The sequence below is a fragment of the Achromobacter sp. HZ01 genome (assembly GCF_003267925.1).
Lineage (GTDB): Bacteria > Pseudomonadota > Gammaproteobacteria > Burkholderiales > Burkholderiaceae_B > Achromobacter > Achromobacter pulmonis_A.
Map to the genome: position 1 here is coordinate 636492 of NZ_LWKV01000001.1, position 24879 is coordinate 661370.

At 68.7% G+C, this 24879-nt stretch carries 21 protein-coding genes and 1 pseudogene; 8 read left to right on the forward strand and 14 right to left on the reverse strand.

Going from position 1 to position 24879, the window contains the following annotated elements; genetic code table 11:
- Positions 1-19 precede the first annotated feature (19 nt).
- Together A6B37_RS26320 and A6B37_RS03020 are read left to right on the forward strand one after the other, a co-directional pair.
- A pseudogene (locus A6B37_RS26320) lies at positions 20-940 on the forward strand (NAD(P)-dependent oxidoreductase); the annotation flags it as partial.
- Between the two features lie 113 nt (positions 941-1053).
- Positions 1054-2679, forward strand: a complete 1626-nt coding sequence (locus A6B37_RS03020) for a methyl-accepting chemotaxis protein (RefSeq protein WP_102772031.1) — start codon at positions 1054-1056, stop codon at positions 2677-2679.
- 4 nt (positions 2680-2683) lie between these two features.
- Here A6B37_RS03020 and A6B37_RS03025 read toward each other — a convergent pair whose 3' ends face one another.
- Positions 2684-3661 carry a tripartite tricarboxylate transporter substrate binding protein BugE gene (locus A6B37_RS03025; protein ID WP_102772030.1) on the reverse strand — a complete coding sequence of 326 codons (978 nt, stop codon included), beginning with the start codon at positions 3659-3661 and terminating at the stop codon, positions 2684-2686.
- Positions 3662-3680: 19 nt separating this feature from the next.
- A complete protein-coding gene (locus A6B37_RS03030; RefSeq protein WP_102772029.1) occupies positions 3681-4622 on the reverse strand; it encodes an alpha/beta fold hydrolase in 942 nt (313 codons plus the stop codon).
- 102 nt (positions 4623-4724) lie between these two features.
- Here A6B37_RS03030 and A6B37_RS03035 point away from each other — a divergent pair, with 102 nt between their 5' ends.
- From A6B37_RS03035 to A6B37_RS03055, 5 genes are all read left to right on the forward strand, one after another.
- Positions 4725-5642, forward strand: a complete 918-nt coding sequence (locus tag A6B37_RS03035) for a LysR substrate-binding domain-containing protein (protein ID WP_102772028.1) — start codon at positions 4725-4727, stop codon at positions 5640-5642.
- Positions 5643-5754: 112 nt separating this feature from the next.
- A complete protein-coding gene (locus tag A6B37_RS03040; RefSeq protein WP_111824853.1) occupies positions 5755-7224 on the forward strand; it encodes a M20 family metallopeptidase in 1470 nt (489 codons plus the stop codon).
- Entirely contained in the window at positions 7221-7778 is a 558-nt protein-coding gene (locus tag A6B37_RS03045) for a DUF1415 domain-containing protein (RefSeq protein ID WP_102772026.1), read from the forward strand. Before A6B37_RS03040 ends, A6B37_RS03045 begins: the two co-directional genes overlap by 4 nt.
- Positions 7779-7932: 154 nt before the next feature.
- Positions 7933-8919: a tripartite tricarboxylate transporter substrate binding protein gene (locus A6B37_RS03050; RefSeq protein ID WP_111824854.1), complete on the forward strand. Its 987-nt coding sequence runs from the start codon at positions 7933-7935 to the stop codon at positions 8917-8919.
- A gap of 9 nt (positions 8920-8928) precedes the next feature.
- On the forward strand, positions 8929-10227 hold the full coding sequence (locus A6B37_RS03055; RefSeq protein ID WP_111824855.1) for an acyl-CoA thioester hydrolase/BAAT C-terminal domain-containing protein: 1299 nt from the start codon (positions 8929-8931) through the stop codon (positions 10225-10227).
- Between the two features lie 48 nt (positions 10228-10275).
- On the opposite strand, the gene A6B37_RS03060 is transcribed toward A6B37_RS03055, so the two are convergent.
- The 3 genes from A6B37_RS03060 to A6B37_RS03070 are packed head-to-tail and all read right to left on the reverse strand — an operon-like array spanning position 10276 to position 13396.
- A complete protein-coding gene (locus tag A6B37_RS03060; protein WP_102772023.1) occupies positions 10276-11247 on the reverse strand; it encodes a tripartite tricarboxylate transporter substrate binding protein in 972 nt (323 codons plus the stop codon).
- Positions 11248-11250: 3 nt separating this feature from the next.
- The gene (locus tag A6B37_RS03065; RefSeq protein ID WP_102772022.1) at positions 11251-11703 is read right to left on the reverse strand and encodes a cupin domain-containing protein; all 453 of its coding nucleotides are present in this window, start codon (positions 11701-11703) and stop codon (positions 11251-11253) included.
- Positions 11704-11713: 10 nt separating this feature from the next.
- Positions 11714-13396 carry an alkaline phosphatase family protein gene (locus tag A6B37_RS03070; protein ID WP_111824856.1) on the reverse strand — a complete coding sequence of 561 codons (1683 nt, stop codon included), beginning with the start codon at positions 13394-13396 and terminating at the stop codon, positions 11714-11716.
- A 112-nt stretch (positions 13397-13508) separates the two neighbouring features.
- Here A6B37_RS03070 and A6B37_RS03075 point away from each other — a divergent pair, with 112 nt between their 5' ends.
- Positions 13509-14414: a LysR substrate-binding domain-containing protein gene (locus A6B37_RS03075; protein WP_102772020.1), complete on the forward strand. Its 906-nt coding sequence runs from the start codon at positions 13509-13511 to the stop codon at positions 14412-14414.
- 51 nt (positions 14415-14465) lie between these two features.
- On the opposite strand, the gene A6B37_RS03080 is transcribed toward A6B37_RS03075, so the two are convergent.
- The 9 genes from A6B37_RS03080 to A6B37_RS03120 form a co-directional block, all read right to left on the reverse strand.
- Entirely contained in the window at positions 14466-15446 is a 981-nt protein-coding gene (locus A6B37_RS03080) for a DUF4105 domain-containing protein (RefSeq protein ID WP_102772019.1), read from the reverse strand.
- A 58-nt stretch (positions 15447-15504) separates the two neighbouring features.
- Positions 15505-16899 carry a DUF308 domain-containing protein gene (locus tag A6B37_RS03085; protein ID WP_102772018.1) on the reverse strand — a complete coding sequence of 465 codons (1395 nt, stop codon included), beginning with the start codon at positions 16897-16899 and terminating at the stop codon, positions 15505-15507.
- Positions 16900-17141: 242 nt separating this feature from the next.
- Positions 17142-18533 (reverse strand): FAD-binding oxidoreductase, encoded by a 1392-nt coding sequence (locus tag A6B37_RS03090; RefSeq protein ID WP_102772017.1) that lies wholly within the window; start codon positions 18531-18533, stop codon positions 17142-17144.
- Between the two features lie 220 nt (positions 18534-18753).
- Complete coding sequence (locus A6B37_RS03095) at positions 18754-20055, reverse strand: UDP-N-acetylglucosamine 1-carboxyvinyltransferase (protein WP_102772016.1); 1302 nt, start codon at positions 20053-20055, stop codon at positions 18754-18756.
- Between the two features lie 148 nt (positions 20056-20203).
- The gene (locus A6B37_RS03100) at positions 20204-20563 is read right to left on the reverse strand and encodes a cupin domain-containing protein (protein WP_102772015.1); all 360 of its coding nucleotides are present in this window, start codon (positions 20561-20563) and stop codon (positions 20204-20206) included.
- A 34-nt stretch (positions 20564-20597) separates the two neighbouring features.
- On the reverse strand, positions 20598-21863 hold the full coding sequence (locus A6B37_RS03105; RefSeq protein ID WP_111824857.1) for an FAD-binding oxidoreductase: 1266 nt from the start codon (positions 21861-21863) through the stop codon (positions 20598-20600).
- Between the two features lie 35 nt (positions 21864-21898).
- Entirely contained in the window at positions 21899-23191 is a 1293-nt protein-coding gene (locus tag A6B37_RS03110; protein ID WP_111824858.1) for an MFS transporter, read from the reverse strand.
- An 84-nt stretch (positions 23192-23275) separates the two neighbouring features.
- Positions 23276-23890, reverse strand: coding sequence for a helix-turn-helix domain-containing protein (locus A6B37_RS03115; RefSeq protein WP_102772012.1), 615 nt, complete (start codon positions 23888-23890; stop codon positions 23276-23278).
- 95 nt (positions 23891-23985) lie between these two features.
- Positions 23986-24768 carry a DUF899 domain-containing protein gene (locus A6B37_RS03120; protein WP_111824859.1) on the reverse strand — a complete coding sequence of 261 codons (783 nt, stop codon included), beginning with the start codon at positions 24766-24768 and terminating at the stop codon, positions 23986-23988.
- Positions 24769-24879 lie beyond the last annotated feature (111 nt).

The window sequence follows — 24879 nt, forward strand, 5'->3', positions numbered from 1 at the left end:
GAACGCCGACAGAGAGGAGACTGGCATGGAAAAAATCGGTTTCATCGGCTTGGGACGCATGGGCAAGTCCATGGCGCTGAACCTGCGCAAGGCGGGGTTCGAGCTCGTGGTCCTGGACATCAACCGGCAGGCCATGGAGGAGCTGGCGGCGGCCGGCGCCGCCCAGGGCAAGGACGTGGCCGACGTGGCGCGGCGCTGCGCGGTCATCATCACGATGCTGCCCTCGTCCAAGGAGGTCGAGCAGGTGGCGCTGGGCGAGGGCGGGATCTTCGCCAACGCCGCCCGCGGCAGCGTGCTGATGGACATGAGCACGATCGATCCGCTGGCCACCGACCGCCTGCAGGAACAGGCGCTGGCCCACGGCATGACGGTGGTGGACGCGCCCGTCGGGCGCCTGGCCGAACATGCCGACCGCGGCGAATCGCTCTTCATGGTGGGCGCCGGCGATGCCGATTTCGAGCGCGTCAAGCCGCTGCTCGACGCCATGGGCACCACCACCTACCACTGCGGCCCGGTGGGCGCGGGCGGGCGCACCAAGCTGGTCAACAACTACGTCGCGGTCACGCTGTGCCAGGTCAACGCCGAGGCGCTGGCGCTGTCGCAGCGCTTCGGCCTGGACATCACCAAGACCCTGCAGGTGCTCTACGGCACGTCCGCTTCCAACGGCCAGCTGCGCATGAACTTCCCCAACAAGGTGCTGGTTGGCGACACCACGCCCGGATTCACCATCGACCTGGCGCACAAGGATATGTCCCTGGTGGTCGGCGCCGCGCACGCCGCCAAGGTGCCGATGCCGGTCGCCGCGGCCGTGCATGAGTCGTTCAGCCTGGCGCGCGCCGGCGAATTCGGCGGGATCGACTTCTCCGGCATCGCCGACGCCATCTGCCATTTCGCGCAGATCGACAAGCCGCGCGTGCCGCAAGGGTGGAAGCCGGCCTGAACGGCGCGCCGGAAGGGGGGGAGGATATGTAACTCAATGAGATATTTAACTTTTCATTGCAGTGCGCCGTTATAGGGGAAGCTTTACGCAACCCCCCGGAGTTCCTCCCCCTCATGTTCAAGAATTTAAGTATCCGCGCGGTCTTGACGACCGCTTTAGTCGTTTTCTTCACGCTTTTCCTGGTGACCGGCATCGCGGTCTACCAGCAGCTCACCTCCAACCGCAACTCCATCGAACGCCTGCTGGAAACCAACCTGGTCCGCGCCAACGCCGTGGACGGCGCCGCCAGCGAGCTGCTGCGCGCCCGCCTGGTGCTGGTCGCCGCGCAGACCGCGCTGATGGAAGGCAAGCGCATCGACAACCTGGCCAGCATGCAGCGCCTGGACCGCTACACCAAAGAGGCCGCCGACCTGATCCAGACCGCGCGCCAGACGCCCGAGACCACGGCCGAAGGCAAGCCGCTGTTCGACGCCGCGCTGGCGGCCTATGACGTCTACCACCGCGACGCCATCGTGCCCATGATCGCCGCCATCCGCGCCGGCAACGCCCAGGAGGCTGGCCGCCTGAACCTGGAAAAAGTCACGCCGCTGGGCCTGAATTTCACCGCCGCCATCCAGAAATACCTGGATTACGCCGACGAAGTCGGCCAGCGCGTGGCGCGCGAGGCCTCGGCCCGCATCAACGGCGCCATCGCGCTGCTGATCGGCCTGCTGGCCGTGGTGGGCGTGCTGGTGGTGGGCCTGTACGTGGTGTTCGCGCGCGCGGTGTTCCGCCCGCTGCACGAGGCCGGCCGCCTGTTCGACCGCATCGCCGCGGGCGACCTGACCAACCGCATCGAGCAGCGCGGCAACAATGAAATCGGCGCCCTGTACGGCACCGTCAAGCGCATGCAGGACAGCCTGGCGCGCACCGTGTCGGCCGTGCGCCTGGGCGTCGAGGAAATCCATACCGGCGCGCGCGAGATCGCCGCCGGCAACATCGACCTGTCCTCGCGCACCGAGCAGCAGGCCGCGTCGCTGGAGGAAACCGCCGCCAGCATGGACGAACTCTCGTCCACCGTGCGCAACAACGCCGAAAGCTCGCGCAGCGCCTCGGAACTGGCCACGGCCGCTTCCGAAGTGGCCGCGCGCGGCGGACGCGCCGTGGGCGACGTGGTCGGCACCATGCGCGGCATCGCCGACAGCTCCAACCGCATCGCCGACATCGTCGGCGTGATCGACGGCATCGCCTTCCAGACCAACATCCTGGCGCTGAACGCCGCGGTGGAAGCCGCGCGCGCCGGCGAGCAGGGCAAGGGCTTCGCGGTCGTGGCCAGCGAAGTGCGCGCGCTGGCCCAGCGCAGCGCCGCCGCCGCCAAGGAAATCAAGGGATTGATCGACGATTCGGTGCAGAAGGTGTCGGTCGGCTCGGACCAGGTGGAGGCCGCCGGCGCCACCATGCAGGAGATCGTGAGTTCGGTGCGCCGGGTGACGGACATCATCAACGAGATCTCCAGCGCGTCCGAGGAACAGTCGCAAGGCATCCAGCAGGTCAACCAGGCGGTGTCGCAGATGGACAGCGTGACGCAGCAGAACGCGGCGCTGGTCGAGCAGGCCGCCGCGTCCGCCGCCTCGCTGGAAACCCAGGCCCAGCGCCTGCGCGAGGCCGTGGCGGTGTTCAAGCTGCAGGCCGGCCGCGTGATCGACGCCGAGGCGCCGGCCGTGGGCCGCAGCGCCGAGCCGGCGCTGCTGGGGGCCTGAGTCCTTACTGATCCAGCTGAATGCTGGCGTCGGCCGCGACGTTCTTCCACTTCTTCACGTCGCGGGCGATCAGGGCCTGGAAGTCCTCGGACGTGCCGGCCACGACCGTGCCGCCCAGGCTGGCCATCTTGGCCTTGACCTGCGGGTCGTTCAGCGCCTTGACCGAGGCGTCGTGCAGCGCCTTCTTCACGTCGTCCGGCAGGCCCTTGGGCGCCAGCAGGCCGTTCCAGGCATTGGCTTCATAGCGCGGCAGGCCGGCTTCCTTGAACGTCGGCGTGTCGGGCAGCTCGGGCGAGCGCTGGTCCGCGGCGACCGCGATGGCGCGGATCTGGCCGCTCTTGATGTACGGCAGCGACGCCGGCAGCGGTTCCCAGATCATCGACACCTGGCCGCTGATCACGTCGGTGAAGGCCGGGCCGGCGCCGCGGTAGGCGATGTGCATGAGCCCGGCGCCGGTCATCGACTTCATCAGTTCCATGGCCAGGTTGCCCAGGCCGCCCGCGCCCGACGAGGCGTAGGTGTACTTCTGCGGATCGGCCTTGGCCGCGGCGACCAGGCCCTGCAGGTCGGCCGCCGGAAAGTCCTTGGTGACGCTGAGCACGCCCGGCACGGTCACCAGCTGGGTGATGGCGGTGAAGTCCTGCGCGGCGTCGTAGCTCAGGTTCTTGTAGACCGCCGGGTTGGTGCCGTGGGTGCTGGACGAGGCCAGCAGCAGGATGTAGCCGTCGGGCGCCGAGTCGGCGACGAAGCGGGTGCCGATCGAGCCGCCCGCGCCGGCCTTGTTCTCCACCACCACGGTGGCGCCGAGTTCCGTGCCCAGCTGCGCGGCGAACACGCGGCCGATGATGTCGGCGGTGCCGCCGGGCGCGAACGGCACGATCATGCGGATCGGCTTGTCGGGATAGCCGCCGCCCGGCTGGGCCGCGGCCAGCGAGGCGCCGCTCATGAACGCCAGGGCGATCGCGATTTTCTTCAGTGTCATCAGTGTCTCCAGAGCAAGGTTAGTCGAGGCGTGCGAGCCAGTCGACGATGAGTTCGGCGATGCGGTCGCTGTTGCGGTCCAGCATGCAGAAATGCGAATTGCCGGCGATGCCGGCGGCGGGCAGGTCCAGCACGTCGGCGCGCTGGCCGGCCTGGCGCAGCGCGCGCCAATAGGCGTCGGTCTGGGCGCGGTAGCGCTGCCAGGCGGCGCTGGCGCCGAAGTGGTCGGCCCACACCAGCAGCTGCGGGGGCAGGGAGGCGGCCGCGGCGGCCGGCGTGCCGGTGGGCTCGACCGCGACCAGCGCGCGGATCGAACCGGAATATTCGTGGGCCAGCTGCGTGGCGTAGCCGCCGCCCTGGCTGTGGCCGATGACGATGCAGGGGCCGGCCAGGTCCAGCAGGCGGCGGTAGCCGTCCAGCGCCATGGCTTCGTGGCCCAGCCAGCGCGGCACGAACTGCTTGGCGAAGGTATCGAAGGCTTCCAGCGGAAACTGCTGCGCGGGGTGGGCGCGGCGCGCCGCGTAGCCGTCGGCCGGGCCGATGCGGAACAGGTGCCAGGCCTCTTCCTTGGAACGGAAGATCGGCGCCGATCCGTAGATCTGCGGAAACATCGTCCACGAGGCCCGGCCGCGTTCCGGCGCGTCGGCCACGAACACGTCGTAGCCGGCTTGCAGCAGACGCCACAGCCAGCCCTGGCGGCCGTCGGGCGTGCTTTCCCACTGCGCGCCCGTCATGCCGCCGCCGTGCCACAGCAGCACGGGGTAGGGGTGGCGGGGCCGCGCCAGCCGGTATTCCTGCGCGTAGAGCTGGCCGGCGCAATAGCTGCCGTTCATGTCGATCGGCCGCGGCGCGGCATTGCCCACGACAGGCTTGCTCAGCACCGGCAGGCCGTGGACCGCGGCGTCTTGGCCGCCCAGGAAATGGCTGCGCAGGGATTTCAGCAGGACAGGGGAGTCGGACATCGGCGCTTCCAGGAAAGATGCCGGAATGCTAGTTGCGCCCGCCCAGGGGTTTGTGCAAAATGCGCAGCCACTGTGCCGGAACGGCACAATGGGAAAAACGGCATGGACATCAAATGGCTGGAAGACTTCGTGGCGCTGTCGAAGTCGCGCAACCTGCTGCGCGCCGCGCAGGCGCGCAACGTGACGCACCCGGCTTTCGGGCGCCGCATCAAGGCGCTGGAGGACTGGGCCGGCGTGCCGCTGGTCGAGCGCGGCCATCAGGTCTCCACGCTCAACGCCGCGGGCCGCAGCATGCTGGCGGCGGCCGTCGAAGTCCTGGAGATCCTGCGCGAAACGCGCGAGGGACTGCAAAAGCCGGAGCTGCAGCGCGCCCGCAGGATCGTCATCGCCTCGGGCAAGACGCTGGCGCATTCGGTGCTGCCGGGGCTCATGGCCAGCGTCGAGCGCGGCATGGAGCCGTTCCAGCTGAAAGTGGTCACCACCACCCTGAACTACGGCGTCGACATGCTGGTGGATGGCGAGGTCGATTTCCTGCTGTGCCACGCGCACGAGCCGCTCTACGCCCGGATAGACAACGCCGGCTACCGCTGCCGGCGCGTGGGCGCCGACCGGCTGGTGGCCGTCAGCGCGCCGCTGGCGGCGGGCAGCCGCCACCCGCGCCATGCGGTGCCCAGGCTGGCCTCGGACCCGGCGGTGCCGTTCCTGGCGTACGCCGACAGCATGTCGCTGGGCCGCATCCTGGGCGACCGGCTGCGCGGCCTGTGCGTGCCGGCGCTGTTGCAGACCCGCTATGAATCGGACCTGGCCGACGCGCTGCACGCCATGGCCCGCCAGGGCTTCGGCCTGGCCTGGCTGCCCCACACGCTGGTCGAGGCCGACCTGCGCGCCGGCACGCTGGTGCGCGCCGACAGCGCGCGCAACGACGTCCACATGGAAATCCGGCTGTACCAGTCGGTGGACAACGCCAAGCCGCTGGCCCGGCAGGTGTGGGGCCGCATCGAGGCCTACGCGGCCAGGTAGCGGCGCCTTTTGCGCGCGGTCGCTTCAAATTGGGGACGAAAGCTGCCGGCGGCGCGGCGCTGGGCATAAAATACCGCTTTGCCCATCTTTTCCCGACCACAGGATCACCGCCATGAACGCCCGCATCCCCGAAGACGCGCTTCCTCCCACTCTCGATCCGCAGGCTTTGCAGGCTTTCGTGGACGCCAAGTGGGACAACGAGATCATCCCGGCCCTGACCGACTACATCGCCATCCCGGCCAAGAGCCCGGCCTTCGATGCGGACTGGGAAAAGAACGCCTTCATCGAACGCGTGGTGCGCGACGCCGCGCAATGGGTCGAGGCGCAGAAGGTCTCGGGCCTGAAACTGGAAGTGGTGCGCCTGCCGGGCCGCACCCCGGTGATTTTCTTCGACGCGCCCGCCACCCGCAGCGACAACGGCGACACCGTGCTGCTGTACGGCCACCTGGACAAGCAGCCCGAATTCTCCGGCTGGCGCGCCGGCCTGGGCCCGTGGACCCCGAAGTACGAAGACGGCAAGCTCTATGGCCGCGGCGGCGCCGACGACGGCTATGCGGTGTACGCCTCGCTGACCGCCATCATGGCGCTGGACAAGCAGGGCATCCCGCGCCCGCGCTGCGTGGGCATCGTCGAAACCTGTGAGGAATCCGGCAGCTACGACCTGCTGCCCTACGTGGACGCGCTGCGCAACCGCCTGGGCAACGTGGCGCTGGTGGTGTGCCTGGATTCGGGTGCGGGCAACTACGACCAGCTCTGGATGACGACCTCGCTGCGCGGCATGGTGTCGGGCACGCTGGAAGTGCAGGTGCTGGACGAGGGCGTGCACTCGGGCGACTCCAGCGGCGTGGTGCCGTCGTCGTTCCGCATCCTGCGCCATCTGCTGGACCGCCTGGAAGACAGCGCCACCGGCCGCCTGCTGCCGCAAAGCCTGCATTGCGAAATTCCCTCCGAGCGCATCGAGCAGGTGCACGCCACCGCGCGCATCCTGGGCGACGAGGTCTGGCGCCGTTTTCCCTGGAGCTGCGGCGCCGACGGCGGCTTCGTGCTGCCCATGACGACCGAGCCCGAAGAGGCGCTGCTCAACCGCACCTGGCGTCCGACCCTGTCGGTGACCGGCGCCGAAGGCCTGCCGCCGCTGTCGAGCGCCGGCAACGTGCTGCGTCCGCGCACCGCCTTCAAGCTGTCGCTGCGCCTGCCGCCGCTGGTCGACGCCGTGGCCGCCTCGCAGGAGATCAAGGCGCTGCTGGAAGCCGACGCGCCCTACAACGCCAAGGTCATCTTCAAGGCTAACGAAGGCGCGGCCACCGGCTGGAACGCGCCGGCCTCCGAGCAATGGCTGACCCAGGCGCTGGACGCGGCCTCGCAGCAGTACTACGGCGCGCCCTGCGGCTACATCGGCCAGGGCGGCACCATCCCGCTGATGAGCATCCTGCAGAAGGGCTTCCCCAAGGCCCAGTTCATGGTCTGCGGCGTGCTGGGGCCGAAGTCCAACGCCCACGGCCCCAACGAATTCCTGCACGTGCCCTACGGCAAGAAGCTCACCGCCGCGGTGGCCCAGACGATGGCGGCGATGCCCGTATGATTTCCACCTCCGACGCCTACGCCAACGTCGTCGCCGAAACGCGGCACTGGCTGAACCAGGCCGTGATCGGCCTGAACCTCTGTCCCTTCGCCAAGGCGGTGCAGGTCAAGGACCAGATCCGCTTCGCGGTCAGCGACGCCACCGACGCCGAGGGCGTGCTGACCGACCTGCAGGACGAACTGGCGCTGCTGGCCGAGGCCGATCCGGAAAAGATCGACACCACGCTGCTCATCGTTCCGGACGCGCTGGACGACTTCCTGGAGTTCAACGACTTCGAGGACCTGTCGGACCGCCTGCTCAAGCGCATGCGCCTGGTGGGCGAACTGCAGGTGGCGACCTTCCACCCGCAGTTCCAGTTCGCCGACACGCAGCCGGACGACATCTCCAACTACACCAACCGCTCGCCGTATCCCATCCTGCACCTGCTGCGCGAAGCCAGCATCGACCGGGCGGTGGAGTCCTTCCCGGACGCCGCCGAGATCTACGAGAAGAACATCGACACCATGAACCGGCTGGGGCTGGAGGGGTGGAAGAAGCTCATGACCAAGCCCTGATCGGGCTGGATCGCATACGAAGTACCGTCAGGCGGAATATGCTTCCCTGACGACCTCGGGATACCCCGAGTAGCTCCGGCGTAAAACTGCATACAACATACGTTCTCCGAGACCGTCTGCCCCTCGGGCGGACGGCTCCCGCCTGGAGAGCCGTATGCGATTCACCCGCCGCCATGCCCTGGGCGCGCTCGCCGCGCTGCCGCTGATCCCGCGCCCGTCCTGGGCGCAGGACGACTTTCCGACCCGCCCCGTGCGCCTGCTGGTGGGCTTTGCCCCGGGCGGGCTGACCGACATCGCCGCGCGCGCCCTGGCCGAGCGCATGGGCAAGACGCTCAAGCAGAGCGTGGTGGTGGAGAACCGCCCCGGCGGTCAGGCCATCATCGCCACCGTGGCGGTGGCGCGCGCCGAGCCGGACGGCTACACGCTGGGCTTTGCCGGCACCAATGGCATGATCCTCAACCCCCTGCTGTACAACAACCTGCCGTACCAGCAGTCGGACTTCAAGCAGCTGGGGTCGATGGGCAAGTCGCCCATGCTGCTGATCGTCAATCCTGCGCTGGGCGTGAAGACCGTGCAGGAGTTCATCTCCCTGGCCAGGAAGAAGCCCGGCGACATCACTTGCGCGCACGCCGGGCGCGGCGTGATCAACCACCTGGCGCTGCTGCATTTCCAGTCCAAGACCGGCACCCAGTTCCAGGACGTGCCGTACAAGGGCAGCGGCCCGGCGCTGCTGGACCTGATGGCCGGCACCGTGCAGAGCTCTTTCGATTTCCCGACCTCGGCGCTGCCCAACATCAAGTCCGGCAAGCTGCAGGTGCTGGCCGTCACCGCCGACAAGCGCCTGTCCAGCCTGCCCGACGTGCCCACCATGAAGGAGGCGGGCGTGGACGGCTTCGAGCTGTACACCCGCATGATGATTTCCGGCCCGGCCGCCATGCCGCCGGCCGTGGTCAAGAAGCTGGAGCATGCGGTGCGCGAAGGCACGCGCGACCCCGGCCTGGTGCAGCAGTTCGCGGAGCAGGGCGTGACGGTCGAGTTCACGTCATCGGCCGACCTGGACCGCGTCATCGCCGAGGAGTCCGCCATGTGGGCCCAGGTCATCAAGGCCAACGGCGTGCCCCGTACCGATCTCAAGAGCTAAGGAGCCGCCGTGAGCGAACCGCCCCGCATCACCGTCAGTCCCGAACGCGCCCTGATCGACGTGGCGCGCGACATCCGCATCGACGGATTCCCGGCCTATGCCTTCGTCACCGTGACGGCCAGCATGCGGATGTGCGGCGCCGCGTGGCGCTCGCAGGCCGTGTTCATGGCCGGCCATGACGGCAGCCTGGACCTGTCGCGCGACTGCCCGGTGTCGGGCAGCTACGCCGAGCCCTCGGCCATGGGCCTGGTCTGGTCCATGAGCTGCTGCGACATGGAACGCGTGGTGTTCCCGCCGGATCGCACCGACGCGCTGGCGATCGACATCGAGGCCAGCGACGGCCGCCGCAGCGCCCGCGCGCAGCTGGTGCAGGAATTCCTGGCCGAAGGCGTGACCCACCGCGCGGTGCGCGAGCAGGTCGGCGGCATGACGCTGTCGGGCGAGCTCTACACCCCGGCCGGCCCCGGCCCGCATCCGCTGGTGATCTACATGAACGGCTCGTCCGGCGGCGTCAACGCGCCGCGCGCGGCGCTGTTCGCGGCCCGCGGCTACCAGTGCCTGGCGCTGGCCATCTTCAACTACGAAGGCCGGCCCAAGTACCTGAACGACATGCCGCTGGAATATTTCGAGCATGCGCTGCGCTGGGCCCGCGCCGAGCTGGCGCCGCGCGACGGCTTCGTGGCGCTGTCGGGCATCAGCCGCGGCGGCGAGACCTCGCTGCTGGTGGCCTCGCACTATCCGGAGCTGGTCAGCGCGGTGGTGGCCTACGTGCCGTCGCCGGTGATGCACGGCGTGGTCAGCGCCGGCGCGCCCGGCACCGGCCGCGACGCGCAGGTCTGGACCAAGGCCGGCGAGCCGCTGCCGCACCTGTGGCACGACAACGCCAGCGCGGACTGGGAAGCGGCCTACGCCTCGGACCCGCCGTACCGCCAGACCCATGCTTTTCTCAGCGCCACGCGCGACAGCGCGGCGTTCGAGCGCGCCCGCATTCCGGTCGAAAACTATCCCGGCCCGATCATGCTGGTCAGCGCCTCGGACGACGGCTTCTGGCCCAGCACCGCCTATTCCGAGATCGTCATGCGCCAGCGCCTGGCGCACGGCCTGCCGACCTTCCACCACGTCTGCATGGGGGCGGGGCACCACGTGCACTATCCCTACCTGCCCGCGACCCTCATCAGCAAGCCGCACGCCATGTCGGGCCTGCTGCTGGACGCCGGCGGATCGGCCAGCGCGAACGCCGCGGGCAACGAAGGCTCGTATCTGGCGGTGCTCGATTTCCTGGGACGGTCGGCAGGCGCGGCGCGCTAGGCGGGCCGGGCGGGCGGCCGCAGGCCTGGGCTGCGGCGCGCTGCGCCGTCATCCGTTGCGCAGCTTCCGTTCCGACACGAACGTCGACCAGCGCTGCAGCTCGCCCCGTATCAGCCCCGCGAATTCGGCCGGCGTGTTCGCGTCCGCGGCTTCCATGCCCAGGCCGGCGAGCTTGTCGCGCACCCCGGCCTCGGCCAGGATGGTCTGCATGGCGCCGTTCCATTTGGAGATCAGGGCCGGCGGCGTGCCCGCGGGCGCGACGATGCCTTCCCATTCCTTGAGGTTGAACGCCGGCACCCCGGCCTCGGCCAGCGTGGGCACGCCGGGCAGGGCGTCCATGCCGCCGTCGCGCGTGACGGCCAGCGCGCGCAACTTGCCGGACTGCGCCAGCGGCACGGCGACCGAGGCGGTGGCGAACATGGTCTGCACGTAGCCGCCCATGAGCGCCTGCGCCGCTTCCGCCGGTCCCTTGAACGGCACATGCAGCATGTCTATGCCCGCTGCCTGACAGAAGGCGGCGGCCAGCAGATGGGCGGGCGAGCCGTTGCCGCCGGAGCCATAGCTGAGTTTGCCGGGCTGCCGCCTGGCCTGTTCGACCAGGCCGCGGACGTCGGCATACTCGCTGCCCGGCGCCACCAGCAGGGCGTTGTACAGCCAGACCAGGTTCGCGATCGGCGCGAAGTCGCCATCCGTACGGTAGGACACCTTGCCGAACAGCGCCGGCAGCACGGTGTGGGTCAGGAACATGATGCCCACGGTGTAGCCGTCGGGGGCGCTGCGCGCCACGGCGTCCAGCCCTATCATGCCGGTCGCGCCGGGGCGGTTCTCGACCACCACCGGCTGGCCCCACAGGCGCTGCAGCCTTTCAGCGATGACGCGCGCGAGCACGTCGGGCGGGCTGGCCGCGGGCAGCGGCACGATGATGCGCACGGGCTTGTCCGGGTACGCGGCCCGGGCGGACCACGGCAAGGTACAGGCGAGGGCGCCGGACAGGCCCTTCAGTAGCGTGCGGCGGCGCATGGCTCAGGCCGCGGAAGAAACGGGCGGCATGAAGATCACGTCGTATTCCGGCGCCACCGCCACCACCTCGGCCGGACTCGACATGTTGTGGATGCGCCGGTAGAGCGCCAGCAGCTTGCCCGCGGGCGCGGCCCAGAACAGCGCGGTGGCGGTCATGCCGGAATTGTTGAAGAACGCATGCGGCACGCCCCGGGGCATGCGCACCAGGTCGCCCGGGCCGGCGGAAGTCTTCTTGCCGTCCAGAAGCAGGTCGATGCGGCCGTCCAGCACAAAGATGTATTCGTCCTGGTTCGGGTGCACGTGCGGCGGCACGAAGCTTTCTTCGGGAAACGTGGCGTGCCAGGAAATGCTGTCCAGGCTGACCTGCTTGGGCACGTACACCTGGCCCAGGATGTTCCAGGAAACGCCGTCCAGGCCGGTCTGGGCGCGGGTGATGTCGGGGGTTTCGAGAATCATGCGGCACTCCTCAGGATTGCGACAGCCGATCCAGCGTCGGCTTCACGAGCGGGTTGGATGATGCGAAACGGGGCTTGAACGACTGCCTGGCGCGGGCCAGATCGGCTTCGTCCCAATAGCCGATCAGGATGCCGCCTTCGGAAATGCGCGGCTGGACTTCGATGGATTCGATGGTGCCGTCGGCCACCGTGGCCCGCTGGCGCGGCTGGCGCGCCCAGCGGAACAGCAGTTCTTCCATGCGCCTGCGCACCGCCTCGTGCGCAGGCGAGGCGCCGAGGTCGACAAATTCCTGGGGGTCCTCCTGCAGGTCGTACAGCATCGGCCGGTAGCCTTCGGCCAGCACGTACTTCCAGCGTTCGTCGCGCACCATGCGCAGCCAGGCCTGGCGCGCGGGCGTGCCCAGCGCGATGCGCGAATCCTGGAAGGCGTAGTCGTACTCGCAGATGACGTGGTCGCGCCAGTCCGGCGGCGTCTGGCCGAACAGCAGGGGCCGCAGCGAACGGCCGTCCATGATGTGCGGCACCTGCACGCCGCCGCAGGCTTCCAGGAAGGTCGGCGCCAGGTCTATCGCTTCGACCATCGCCGCGCAGCGCGTGCCGCGGGCCGCGTCGGCGCGCGCGTCCGGGTCGTAGACGATCAGCGGCATGCGGATGACGGGTTCGTGGAACAGGTCTTTTTCGCCCATCCAGTGGTCGCCCAGATAGTCGCCGTGATCGGACGTGAACACAATCATGGTGTTGTCGAACAGGCCGCGCGCCTCCATGAAGCGGAACAGCACGCCGAGCTGGTCGTCGATCTGCTTGATCAGCCCCATGTAGCCGGGCATGACCGCCTCGCGCACGCCGGGCTCGGAGAAGGTCGCGGATACGCGATGCCGCATCATCGCCGCATACACCGGATGCGGATCGGCTCGTTCGGCCTCCGACCGCACCACCGGCAGCGCGTCCTGCGCGCTGTACATGCCGGCGTAGGGCGCCGGCGCCAGATAGGGCCAGTGCGGCTTGATGTAGGACAGGTGCAGGCACCAGGGCTGTTCGCCCGCCTCGCTGATGAAGTCCATCGCGCGGCGCGTGATGTATGGCGTTTCCGAGTGCTCTTCGGGCACGCGCGCGGGCAGGTTGGAATACTTCAGGAACCAGCCCGAACGTACCGTGCCGTCGGCATCCACGGCGGAATTGGCCCAGCATTCCCAGGGGTTGTCGCCTCCGTAGCCGTGCGCGCGCAGATAGTCGTTGTAGCGCGGGTCGGGGGCGTGGCCCGAGTACGGGTGGATGCCGTCGTCGCGTTCGTAGGCGTCGAAGCCGCATTCGGCGATGCGGCGGCCGATGACGGAGGCCGGATCTATGCCCAGCCGCGACATGCCGGCCATGTCGGCGCGCATGTGGGTCTTGCCCACCAGCACGGAACGCACCCCGAGCGGGCGCAGATGGTCGCCGATGGTCATCTCGCCGGCCTTCAGCGGGACGAAGTTCCAGCTGGCGCCATGCGCGTGCACATAGCGTCCGGTGTAGTAGCTCATGCGCGACGGGCCGCACACGGGCGACTGCACATAGGCGCGGTCGAAGATCACGCCGCGCGCGGCCAGCGCGTCCAGGTTCGGCGTCTTCAGCGTGGGATGGCCGAAACAGGAAAGATGGTCGTAGCGCAGCTGGTCGCACATGATGAAGAGAATGTTCTTCACGCCTCGGGTCATGCTAGGCTCCTGTCTCCGATGGGGCATGCAGGAATTCTATCGACGGCCTGCGCGCGCATCCCTTGAATTGTTTTGATGTCGATTACCGCAGGTAATCGGCCGGAGAGGCGGCTTGCGACTCCAGCATCTGAACCTGTTGCTCACCCTGGCCCGCACCGGCAGCATGCGCGCTGCCGCGCAGGTGCTGAACGTGTCGCAGCCGGCGCTGACCAAGTCGCTGCGCCAGCTGGAGGAAGAGGTGGGCGCCGAACTCGTGGTGCGCACCCCCAAGGGCGTGCGGCTGGCGCAGGCCGGCGAGATCCTCGCGGCGCGCGCGGCGGTGGTCATGCGCGAAATCGAGAAGGCCCACGAAGACCTGGCGTGGCATTTGCGCGGCGCCGAAGCCCAGGTGACGCTGGGCGTATCGCCCGCCGCCGCCATCCTGCTGGCCCCGGGCGCGGTGGCGCGCTATGGCGCGCGCTGGCCGCAGGTGCGGCTGCGGGTGCGCGACACGCTCTATCCGCAGGCGCTGGAGCGCATCCGTTCGGGCGAGCTGGACATGGCGCTGGGTCCCCTGCCCGAGGCGGGCGGCGGCGGCGACCTGGCCGTGCAGCCGCTGTTCGAAAGCCAGTCGGTCATCGTCGCGCGGGCCTCGCATCCGCTGGCGCGCGCCCGGCGCCTGAGCGAGCTGGCCGAAGCCGCCTGGGTGCTGACCGGGCCGGCGCAGGGGCCGGGCGATCCCAGGGCGCTGTATGCCGACGAAGCGCAGGCGCGCGCGCTGCATCTGCAGCTCGAATGCGAGTCCTTTTCCACGCTGCTGGCGCTGATGCCGCAGCTGGACCTCATCGGCATCATGCCGCAGGGGTTCCTCGACCGTTACGGGCCGGCGCTGGACCTGGTGCGGCTGGACCTCGCCGATCCCTTGCCCAAGACCGTCATCTATGTGACCCACCGCGCCGATGCGCCGCTGACCGTGCCGGCGCGCCGCCTGCTGGACGCGTTGCTGGGCGAGGCCGCGCGGCTGGCCGGCCAGCGCTGAGCCGCAGCCGATATCGGTCCGAACGTCCTGAACGGGATGGGCTGCCTGCTGCTACACGCCAGGCACGCCGCGCCGGATGTTGCGCGAGAAGTCGGCGGCGTCCGCGGTTGCGCGGGCGCGGTCCGTGTAGTGGCCGGCCTGCCGGTACGCCTGCGGGCTGTCGGCGCCTTCCAGCGCGCCCAGCCGGTACAGGTATTCGGGCAGGTAGCCCGACAGCAGCAGCCGGTAGTCCATCGGCAGCCCCGGCACGATCTGGTCGGCCAGGCGGTACACGATGGTGGTGCAGTTGGCGGTCAGGGTGTTGTAGAAGCGCGGCTGGCGCACCAGCTGGTTGGCCGTGTCCACGTAGGACAGCAGCAGCTTGCGCGCCGCGCCTTCGGGCATGTGCACCCGATACAGGTAGCCGTCCTCGCCGCGCACGTTGGTGCGCACCCGCAGGCTGTCCTCCTCGGAAGAGGCCAGCACGGCCAGTTCGTACCGGCGGAAGAAGCCGCCGATCTCCGAGAACGTGTCGTTCAGCTTGCGCCGTATCTCCACCGAGAACACCAGGTACTGGCCGTCGTCGAAGCCGAACGACACCATGGCGTGGGCCACCGCCGGCCGGCCCCAGTAGGACAGCAGCAGGTCCACCGAAGCCAGGCGCGACAGGTCGTAGACCCGGGTTTCCCAGCGCGGATCGAAGTCGGTGCGCGAGCGCCACTCGAAATTGCGCACGTTGCGCAGGGTGAGGATGTCGCCGTCCACCGCGCCCTGGGTCTGGCGGGCCACCTCGGGCATCCACTGGCGTTCGTTCGACGGCCGCACGCCCAGCTTCCACCAGGCCAGCAGGCCCAGCAGCAGCGCGCCGAAAAACGCGGCGGGCCGCCAGGCGCCCCAGGCCAGGCCGGCCAGCGCGGCGGCGCCCAGCGCCAGCCACAGGGCGGCCACGACGCCCCGCGCGCGCGGGCCCAGCGGGGCCTGGAACCACAGGGCGAGCGCGCCCCAGCCGGCCCCGGCCAGCACGGCCAGTCCGATGGCGATCTGCGCGATCATGGCTGCGGCGCGAGGGCGGGCAAGGGCACGGGCGGGCGGAGCGGGCGGGCCGCGTCCGTCATTGCGCGCCCTGCGATTCGGCGCGCGCGTTGCGGGCGACGGCCTCGCGGTCCTGGCTGCGCCAGCCGGCGCGCAGGCGCGCCATCTGGCGCAGCGCCTGCTGCGACATCTTCCACCAGCCGAACGGACGCGGATCGGCCAGCATGCTGAGCGCGCGCGCATAGTCCAGCGTCAGGCCCGGGGTCCAGGCCATGGTCAGGGCGCGCTTGCGGATCTGCCCGGCCACCCAGAGTTCGGGCGTCAGCAGCAGGCGCAGCAGCACGCGCCAGCCGGCCTTGGGGCCATGCAGCCGGCCCACCACGCCGTCCAGCGCCGCCTCCAGGCCGTTGGACACCGAGCTCGAGCAATTGCGGTAAGTCAGGTTGTAGGTGGTGTTCTGGCGGTATTCGTCCCAGAACGCCTGCAGCTTGGCGGCGTCGTAGTTGCGGATGCGCACCTGCACCGTGGACGGGCACCAGGCCTTGGCCTCGGTCGGGTAATCGGGCTGGAACAGGCCCGGCACGTTGTTGTCGGCGGTGGCGCGCAGCAGCATGCCGAACTGCTCGGGAGAGCGGTCGATTTCCTTGGCCGGATACAGGCTGATGTAGATGCCTTCGGGCGATTCCATCGCGGCATGGCCGGTGGACACGACGCCGTTGAGGTCGACGGCGGCGATATACCGGTCCACCACCGGATAATTGCGGGTTTCCGCCTTGGCCGAGCCGGACGGGGTCCAGACGTGGACCGTGAGCGCGCGCTCGGAGGCCGCCGGCGGGCCGTCGAAAACGGTTTGCGGCGGTGCGTCGTCGCCGCGCGTGGGCATGAAGGCCGGATCGGGATTGGCATGCAGCGCGGGATTCGAATCCAGGCGCCGCGTGCGGTGGGCCAGCGCCAGCAGTTTCAGGCCGGCGAACGCCAGGAACAGCCCCAGGCAATAAGGCACCGTGCCCACGTAATTGGTCGGGTAGGGCTGGAAAAAGAAAATCGCCAGCAGTATTTCGGCCACGCCGGAGGCGAATACATAACGCCAGCGCTCATAGCGCACCACGTAGGCGGCGGTGCATTGCAGCAGCCCGTCCACCAGGAACAGCAGCCCGAAAATCATGGACAGCAGGAAATGCCCGTGATGGTGGCCGGCCAGCACCAGGATGCCGGCGGTCAGCACGATGATGCCCTTGGCGTAGCGCAGCACCCGCTGTCCGCCCACGCCCGATTTGGCGATGGCCAGCGTGGCCAGCCCCTCGATGATGAAAAGCCCGGCGAAGAAATTCAGCGGAAAGTAGATGGCATTGTCCAGCGCATCGATGAACACCACGATGCCGGCGATCAGGAATATCCAGCCGATAATCATCAGGGCGCGGGCGCGTTTGCGCATATATTCCACGCCCAGCAGCAGCAAAACCAGATGACCCATTGTTCTCAGCGCTCCTTACGCATTTATCGGGGGAGGGACATAGTGGATTTTTTTCCGCCGGCGACTGCGTTTTTATTACAGGGCAGAATCGCCCAAAAATAAGGGCCGGGGCAATTCCCGTCAATGAGATATTTTGCCAGACACGTTAATAATTGTTGCACGCCTTAATACCGCGGCGTCGTGGCAATAATCGGTCGCGCCCGAACGCGGTGCGGGCGTCCGGGCGCGGACCGAGGGCGCCGTCAGGCCGCCGCGGGAGGAATGTTCTGGTTATGCCGGAACAGGTTGTGCGGATCGTAGCGGGTCTTGGCCCGCACCAGCCGTTCGAAATTCGGCCCGTAGGCGGCGCCCAGCCGATCCGGTTCGTCCTGCGTCAGGAAGTTCACGTACACGCCGCCCTGCGCATAGGGCTGCGTCGCGCGAAACAGCGCGCGCGCCCAGGCGATGCAGCGCTCGTCGTCCTCGGGCGCGTCCCAGCGCCCGTGCACGTTCATCGCGAATTGCGCGGCGCGGTGCGGATAGGCGGTTGCCGCGACGGGAACCTGCATGGCGACGCCGCCGATATAGCCCAGGAAGATCTCGCACTGCGGCGACGGCAGCGTTTCGACCGCACCGATGAGCGCGTCGATCAGCCCGTCCTGCAACAGGCCCAGGTTGTGCGACTTCCAGTAATTGCGCGAACCGGGCGTGAGCAGGGGATCGAAGGCCTGCTGCCAGGCGGTATAAGGCATGGGACCCAGGTGTTCGCCATAGGGCTGGCCCCAGCCGCGCACCGCCTCGACCGCTGCCAGGCCCCGGTCCGGATCGCCCGAATAGCAGATGGCGAAGGCCAGCATGGGCTTGCCGTGCACCGCTTCGGGCAGAAACGGCAGCGGCGGCGCCAGCCGCAGCACCGCCCACACCGTCAGTTCCTCCGGCATGGTTTCCAGCGCCTCGCGGTATTGCAGCAGCGCCTGCCGGCCCTGGGCCAGCGGCAGCACCACCAGGCCGCCGTACACGATGGGGCCGACCGCGTGCAGCTGGAATTCGAACATCGTCACCACGCCGAAGTTGCCGCCGCCGCCGCGGATCGCCCAGTACAGGTCCTCGTTGTCCTGCGCGCTGGCGTGCAGCAGCTGGCCGTCGGCGGTCACCACGTCGGCCGAAACGAGGTTGTCGACGGTCATGCCGAACCGGCGGGTCAGCCAGCCGAAGCCGCCGCCCAGGGTCAGGCCCGCCACGCCGGTCGTCGAATTCACGCCCAGCGGCACGGCCAGGCCGAAGGCCTGGGTTTCGTGGTCCACGTCGGCCAGCAGCGCGCCCGGCTCGACATAGGCGCGGGCGCGCCGCGGATCGACCCGCACCGACTTCATCGCGGAGAGGTCGATCATCATGCCGCCGTCGCAGACGGCGGTGCCGGCGATGTTGTGGCCGCCGCCGCGCACGGCCACCACCAGGCGGTTGCGGCGCGCGAAGTCCACCGCCAGGCGCACGTCCGCGGCGCCGGCGCATCGCAAAATGACCGCCGGGCGGCGGTCGATCATGGCGTTCCAGATTCTGCGGGCGTCGTCGTAGCCCGCCGCGTCGGGGGTCAGGACCTGGCCCCTCGCGGACGCCCGCAGGGCGTCCAGCGCGTCATTGGAGAGTTTGCTCATCACACACCTCCTTGAAGGTGCTGCTTCGTAGACTGCGTCTAAAAACGAGCCGTCTCAATCTGCGGGGCGCGACATGGCATCCGCCTCCGGTGCAAGGGGCCATGACCCTGGAGTGCCACGCTCCCGGCGCGTCGCGCCGGGAGTAAGTCGGCGGGCTCCCGTTACGCGTAATGGAGCGTGTGTGTCTGCAAAGTATAGGCTTGCGCCGGCCCGCCGGCAGCTATTCTTCGCTCGTCCATTCCACCTGCACGCCCAGGCTGCGCAGGTTTTCCACGAAACGCGGATGGGCGCGGCGGATAGGCGTGGCGTTGCGGATTTCCGAGCGGCCCCCGATGCTGCTGGCCACCATGAAGAGCGCGATCGCGACCCGGATGATGTAGGGGCTTTCGACCACCGCCGGCGTCAGCGGACGGCCGCCGAAGGTGATGACGCGGTGCGGGTCCGACGAGAACACGTGGGCGCCGAACTTCGACAATTCGCCGGTCCAGCCCAGCGCGCCGTCGTAGACCTTGTTCCAGAACATGGCGTTGCCCTCGGCGCACACCCCCAGCGCGATGAAGATCGGCAAAAGGTCCACCGGGAAGTAGGGCCAGGGCGCGGCCTCGACCTTGGTCAGGACGTTGCTGGTGAAGGGCGTCTGCACCTTGAGCGGGCCCTGGCGCAGCGCGCGCGACCAGCCGTTTTCATGCACGATCTGCACGCCGAACTTGGCGAAAGTGCGGTCGATCAGCGGGAAGTTGCCCGGGGTGCTGTTGCGCACCACCACGTCGCCGCCGGTGATCGCGCCCAGCGCCAGGAACGTGGTGATTTCGTGGAAGTCTTCCTCGAAGGTGAATTCGCCGCCCTTCAGGCGGGCGCCGCCGCGCACCGTCAGGCGCGAGGTGCCGATGCCGTCGATGTCGGCGCCCATCATCGCCATGAAGCGGCAGAACTCCTGCACGTGCGGCTCGGAAGCCGCGTTGGTCAGCGTGGATTCGCCCTGCGCCGCCGCGGCGCACAGCACGAAGTTCTCGGTCGTGGTCACCGAGGCGTAGTCCAGCCAGTGATGGGTCGGGCGCAGGTGGCCGCTGGCCCGCACCAGCAGCGAGCCGCTGGCCCGCTCCACCTCGCCGCCGAACGAGCGGAAGATGTCCACGTGCGGATCGATCTCGCGCACGCCCAGGGTGCAGCCCTTGACGTTGTCTTCCAGCCGCGCCACGCCAAAGCGGGCCAGCAGCGGCGGCACCAGCATGATGGACGAGCGCATTTCCTCGGGCAGCCGGTGGCGGGCGGCGTCGAAGGCCGTGTCGCGGTGGTGCAGGTCCAGCGTGCGGGTGCTTTCGTCGAGCCGCACGTCGCTGCCCAGCGTGCGGAAGATCTCCAGGATCTTGCGCACGTCCGTGATGTCCGGCACCCCGTGCAGCCGCAGCGGCTGGTCGGTCAGCAGCGTGGCGCACAGCACGGGCAGCACCGCGTTCTTGTTGGCCGAAGGAGTGACGCGGCCGCGCAGGGGCGTGCCGCCGTGGACGATGAGATTGGACATGGATGGCCGGGCAGGAGAAGAAAAAAGCAGGGGAATTGTACTGTCGCGCCGCGCGACGATGCCTTCGGGGACGTGCTGACGACGGCGCAGGCGCCGAAACTGCCGCTGGCCGGGGGGCGGGGTGCCCGGGCGGGCCGGGCGTTCGTGCTTAGCGGGTGACGCTGATGAAGTAGATTTTCTTGACGGTCCGGTCCACTTCCCAGCGGCCCGAATAGCCTTCGGGCATGACGAAGGCGTCGCCCACGGCCAGCGCATGCACGGTGCCGTCCGGATCGACCAGGCGGCAGGCGCCCTCGACGATGTAGCCGAATTCGATATAGCCGGCGTTGTTGGCCTGGAACGTGCCCGCCGTGCTTTCCCACACGCCGGCGCGCGCCGTTTCGTGGTCGAAGGCCTTGACGCTGAGGAACGACGCGTCGCCGGTGAGCGGCTGCTTGGGTTTGCCGGGGACCGGATCGACCATCGGGCCGCCGTTGAAACGGATCAGTCGGGCATTGTTGTCAGGCACTGCATGTACTCCATGAACGGGGTGAAAAAAGGGGTCAGGCAAAGCGCGACAGGCGGAAGGCGGCCGGGTCCACGGTGGGCGTCCTGCCCTGGACCAGTTCGCTCATCAGTTCGCCGGCGGCGGGGCCGATGCCGAAGCCGTGGCCCGAGAAACCGGAGGCCAGGAAGAAGCCCGGCACGGAATCCACGGCCGACATGACGGGCAGGGCGTCCGGCGTGACGTCGATCATGCCGGCCCAGGCGCCGGCCACGCGGGCGGGCGCGAAGGCGGGGAAGGCCGCCTTGAGCTTTTCCAGCGCGGTGGAGATGGCCGCCATGCCGGCCTGCGGGTCGAGGATGCGGTGCTGCTCGAACGGCGTGGGCGCGTCCAGCGCGAAGCGCCGCGGCATCTTCAGTTCGTCGATGAAGCGCCGTCCGACGCGCAGCTTCAGGTACTTGCGCTCGGCCATCCAGGCCGGCAGGAACTGGCGCATCAGGCGGATGCTGTCGGGCGTCAGGTCGGCCGTGGAGGCGCCGAGCTGCGAAACCGTGTAGCCGCCGTCGGCGCGCTTGCGGCAGGTGAAGTCGCCGCCGTTGATGGCCAGATCCATGCCGGTCTCCAGCGGCGTGGTGCGCAGCACCGAGGCGTGCACCTTGAGTTGCGGGAACGACACCCCGCTGTTGCCGCAGAACAGGCGCGACCACGCGCCGCCGGCCAGCACCACGGCCGCCGCGCCGACGACGCCGCGTTCGGTGACCACGCCGCCGACCCTGCCGGCGGCCAGGTCCAGGCCGCGCACCGCGCAGCGTTCGAATATCTGGCAGCCCGCCGCGCGCGCCAGGCCGGCGATGGCGGCGGTGGCCAGCTGCGGCTCGGCCACGCCGTCGTCGGCGTTGTAGAGGGCGCCGGCCCAGGCGCGCGCGCTCTGCGCGCCGAGCAGGGCGGGCAGGTCGGCGGCATCGACCAGTCTGGCGGGCACCGCGTACGGGCGCGCGGCTTCCAGCCATTTGGCGTGGCCCTGCATATCGGCCGCGCTGCGGCCCAGGTAGGCGAGGCCGCGCTGCCGGTAGCCCACGTCCGCCTGGGCCTGTAGCTCGCGCCACAGGGCGTTGGCGCGCAGGGCCAGCGGCAGTTCGCGGTGGTCGCGCCCGACCGAGCGTATCCAGCCCCAGTTGCGCGAGGACTGTTCGCCCGCGACTACGCCTTTTTCGAATACGGCGACGCGCAGGTCGGCGCGGGCCAGCGACCAGGCCGTGCTGATGCCGATGATGCCGCCGCCGATGACGGCGACGTCCACGTGGGAGGGAATGCGGGTGTCCATGAAACGGATAGCGCCTGTAAGAGGTTGGCGGGAGTTCAGCGGACCTTGGCGCGCACGCTGGCCAGCGCGACGATGGCCACCAGGCCGATCGCGATCAGGTAGTAGGCGGGCGACATGATCGTGCCGGTGCGCGTCACCAAAAAGCCCACCACCACGGGAGTGACGCCGCCGAAGAAGGTCTGCGACGCGACGTACGCGATGGATACGCCGGTGGTGCGGCAGGAGGTCGGGAACAGCTGCGCCAGGAGCGAGCCGACCGGCGCGAAATAGAAGCTGTAGAACACCAGCGACATCAGGCACTGGAACAGCACCAGCGAGCCGAACGAAGGCGCGCCGGTCAGCATCCTGAAGGTGGGCACGATGATGATCAGCCCCAGCACCAGGGCGGCGGCCATGGTCTTGACCGCGCCGTAGCGGTCGGCGGCCAGCCCGCCCAGCATGGGCAGGAAGGTGCACACCAGGCCGCTGCAGATCGAGGCCACGAACGCATCGTCCTTGGAAATGCCCAGGTTGTTGATGGCGAAGGTCGGCATGTAGATGTTGAGATAGCTGGCGACGTTGCCGGCGGCCACGATCAGCGCGCCCAGCAGCAGGTAGCGCTTGTGCAGGCGGAAGGTCTCGCGCAGCGGGGCGGCGCGTTGCGCCTGCTCGCCGTCGAATTCGGGCGTTTCATCGATCTTGAAACGGATGTAGAGGGCGACGGGGCCGATCAGACAGCCGAAGACGAAGGGCAGGCGCCAGCCCCAGCTGTCGATCTGCGCTTCGGTGAGGTAGTGGTTGATGAAGTAGGCGAACAGCGCCGACACCACCAGCGCCAGGCCCGTCGTGGAGAACTGCAGGCTGGCCAGGAACGCCTTGATTCTGGGATTCTGTTCGGTCAGGTAGGAATTCGCGGTGCCGAATTCGCCGCCCGCGGAAAAGCCCTGCAGCAGGCGGCCGGCCACCAGCGCCACCGGCGCGAGCGCGCCGATGGTGGCGTAGGTGGGAATGAGCGCCATCAGCGCCGTGCCGATCAGCATCAGCGTGGCGGTCAGCGACAGCGCGGCCTTGCGCCCCTTCTTGTCGGCGTAGATGCCCAGCAGGACGGCGCCCACCGGGCGGATCAGGTAGGAACTCGCGAAGGTCAGGAAGCTGAACAGCAGGGCGGTCTGCGGGTCGTCGGAAGGGAAGAACAGCCGCGAAATCGGCAGCGCGAACAGCGCGTAGACCAGCAGGTCGTACCACTCGAAAAAGGCGCCGATGTTGGCGGCCACGATGTCGCGCAGCTTGCCTTTGCGCGCGGGAACGCGCGCCGGGCGCGCGCCGATCGATGCTGAAGACGAGTTCATTGCGGTGTTATCCCTTGGATGGCCGCGTCGCGGCCTTTTATTTGTCGGTATGGGCTGGAATGCGGTGGAGCAATGGGGAGGGGGTCAGACGTAGAAATGGTTGCTGTTGACGACCAGGAAAACGGTTTTCTGGTCCCAGCCGTTTTGCCACCGATAGGGGTGGCTGCCGGAAAAACCATAGCTGTCGCCGGCCTCCAGCAAAAAGGATTTGTCGTCGACGAAGATCTGGAGCTTGCCGCTGAGCACGTAGCCGATCTTGTCGCTGGCCTGCACCAGGAAGCCGGGGTCGGAAGCCGCGCCCGGTTCCAGCTCCATCAGGAACCCTTCGAGGGTGGCGCAGCTGCTGGGCGTGATGCGGTACTTGGTGACGCCGTTGTTGCCCAGCTTCAGCGGCTTGCGCGCCGCGACCCGGACCGTGAATTCGTTCTGCTCGTCGCTGACCGGGCCGCTGGGGGCCGGGGCCAGCAGGCTGGCCCCGTCGATGCCCAGGGCGTGGCAGATCGCCCGCAGGCTGCGCATGGACGGCGAACTGAGGCCGCGTTCGACCTGGCTGATCAGCGCGATCGACATGTCGGCCCGTTCCGCCACGTCCTTCAGTTTCAGGCCTTGCTGCAGGCGCGCCGCGCGCAGGCGTTCGCCCAGGGCCTTGTCGTGTTCGTCGGCGGCGTTCGGGCTGTCTTCGGGCTTATCGGATTTCATGAAACTCTGGTCTGTTTTTCACTCTCACTGAAAAAATAATAGGGAAATTTCACTTTTGCCACAATACGGGATCGGGAATACCCCTAGAAGGGGGCTTACTTGTTCTTGTTGCGGAATGCCGCCTCGCCCGCGTCCGATATTTCCACCCACTTCCGGTCGGGCGCCGCGCCCTGGACATAGCTGTCGTGCCAGTTCCACCACTTGTACGTCGGGGTCTGCGGGTATCCCTCGGGCGAATCCTCCCAGGTCTCCTGGCGGCCCAGCGGCGTGATGTCCAGGTAGTTCCAGGTGCCGCCCATCTGTTCGTCGCCGCGGTTGTTCAGGAAATACGTGCGGAAGATGCGGTCGCCGTCGCGGAAGAACACGTTCGTGCCGTGCCATTCGTGCACGCCGAAATCCTTGTCGAAGCCGTCGGTGAGCGTGAACCACGGCATCTTCCAGTCCATCCTGGCCTTGAGCCGCGCGATGTCTTCCTGCGGCGCCCGCGAAACGAAGACCAGGGTCGTGTCGCGGGCGTTGAGATGCGCCAGGTGCGCCACCTGGTCGGCCACCATGGAGCAGCCGCGGCACGCGTGTTCCGGCCAGCCGTAGACGCCGGGCTCGAAGAAGGCGCGGTAGACGATCAGTTGGCGGCGTCCGTCGAACAAGTCGGACAGGCTGAGCCGGCCGTGCGGGCCGTCGAAGGCGTAATTGGCGCCCACCTCCGTCCAGGGCATGCGGCGGCGCTCGGCGGCCAGCGCGTCGCGGGCGCGGGTGTGGGCTTTTTCCTTCACCAGCAGCCGCTGGCGCGCGGCCTCCCATTCCTGCGGCGAAACCACCGGGGGCGTGCGCATGGGGGATGCGGCGGCGGGGCTGGCGTTGTCGGTAGGGGCTGTCATGAGCGGGTTCCTCCTGGGTTGGATGTCCGTGGGAACAGTGTGGCACCGCACATCCTGCGCCGGGAGTAACAAATGTGGCGGCATTGCGCCCACAACATTTTCCAAAGCTTG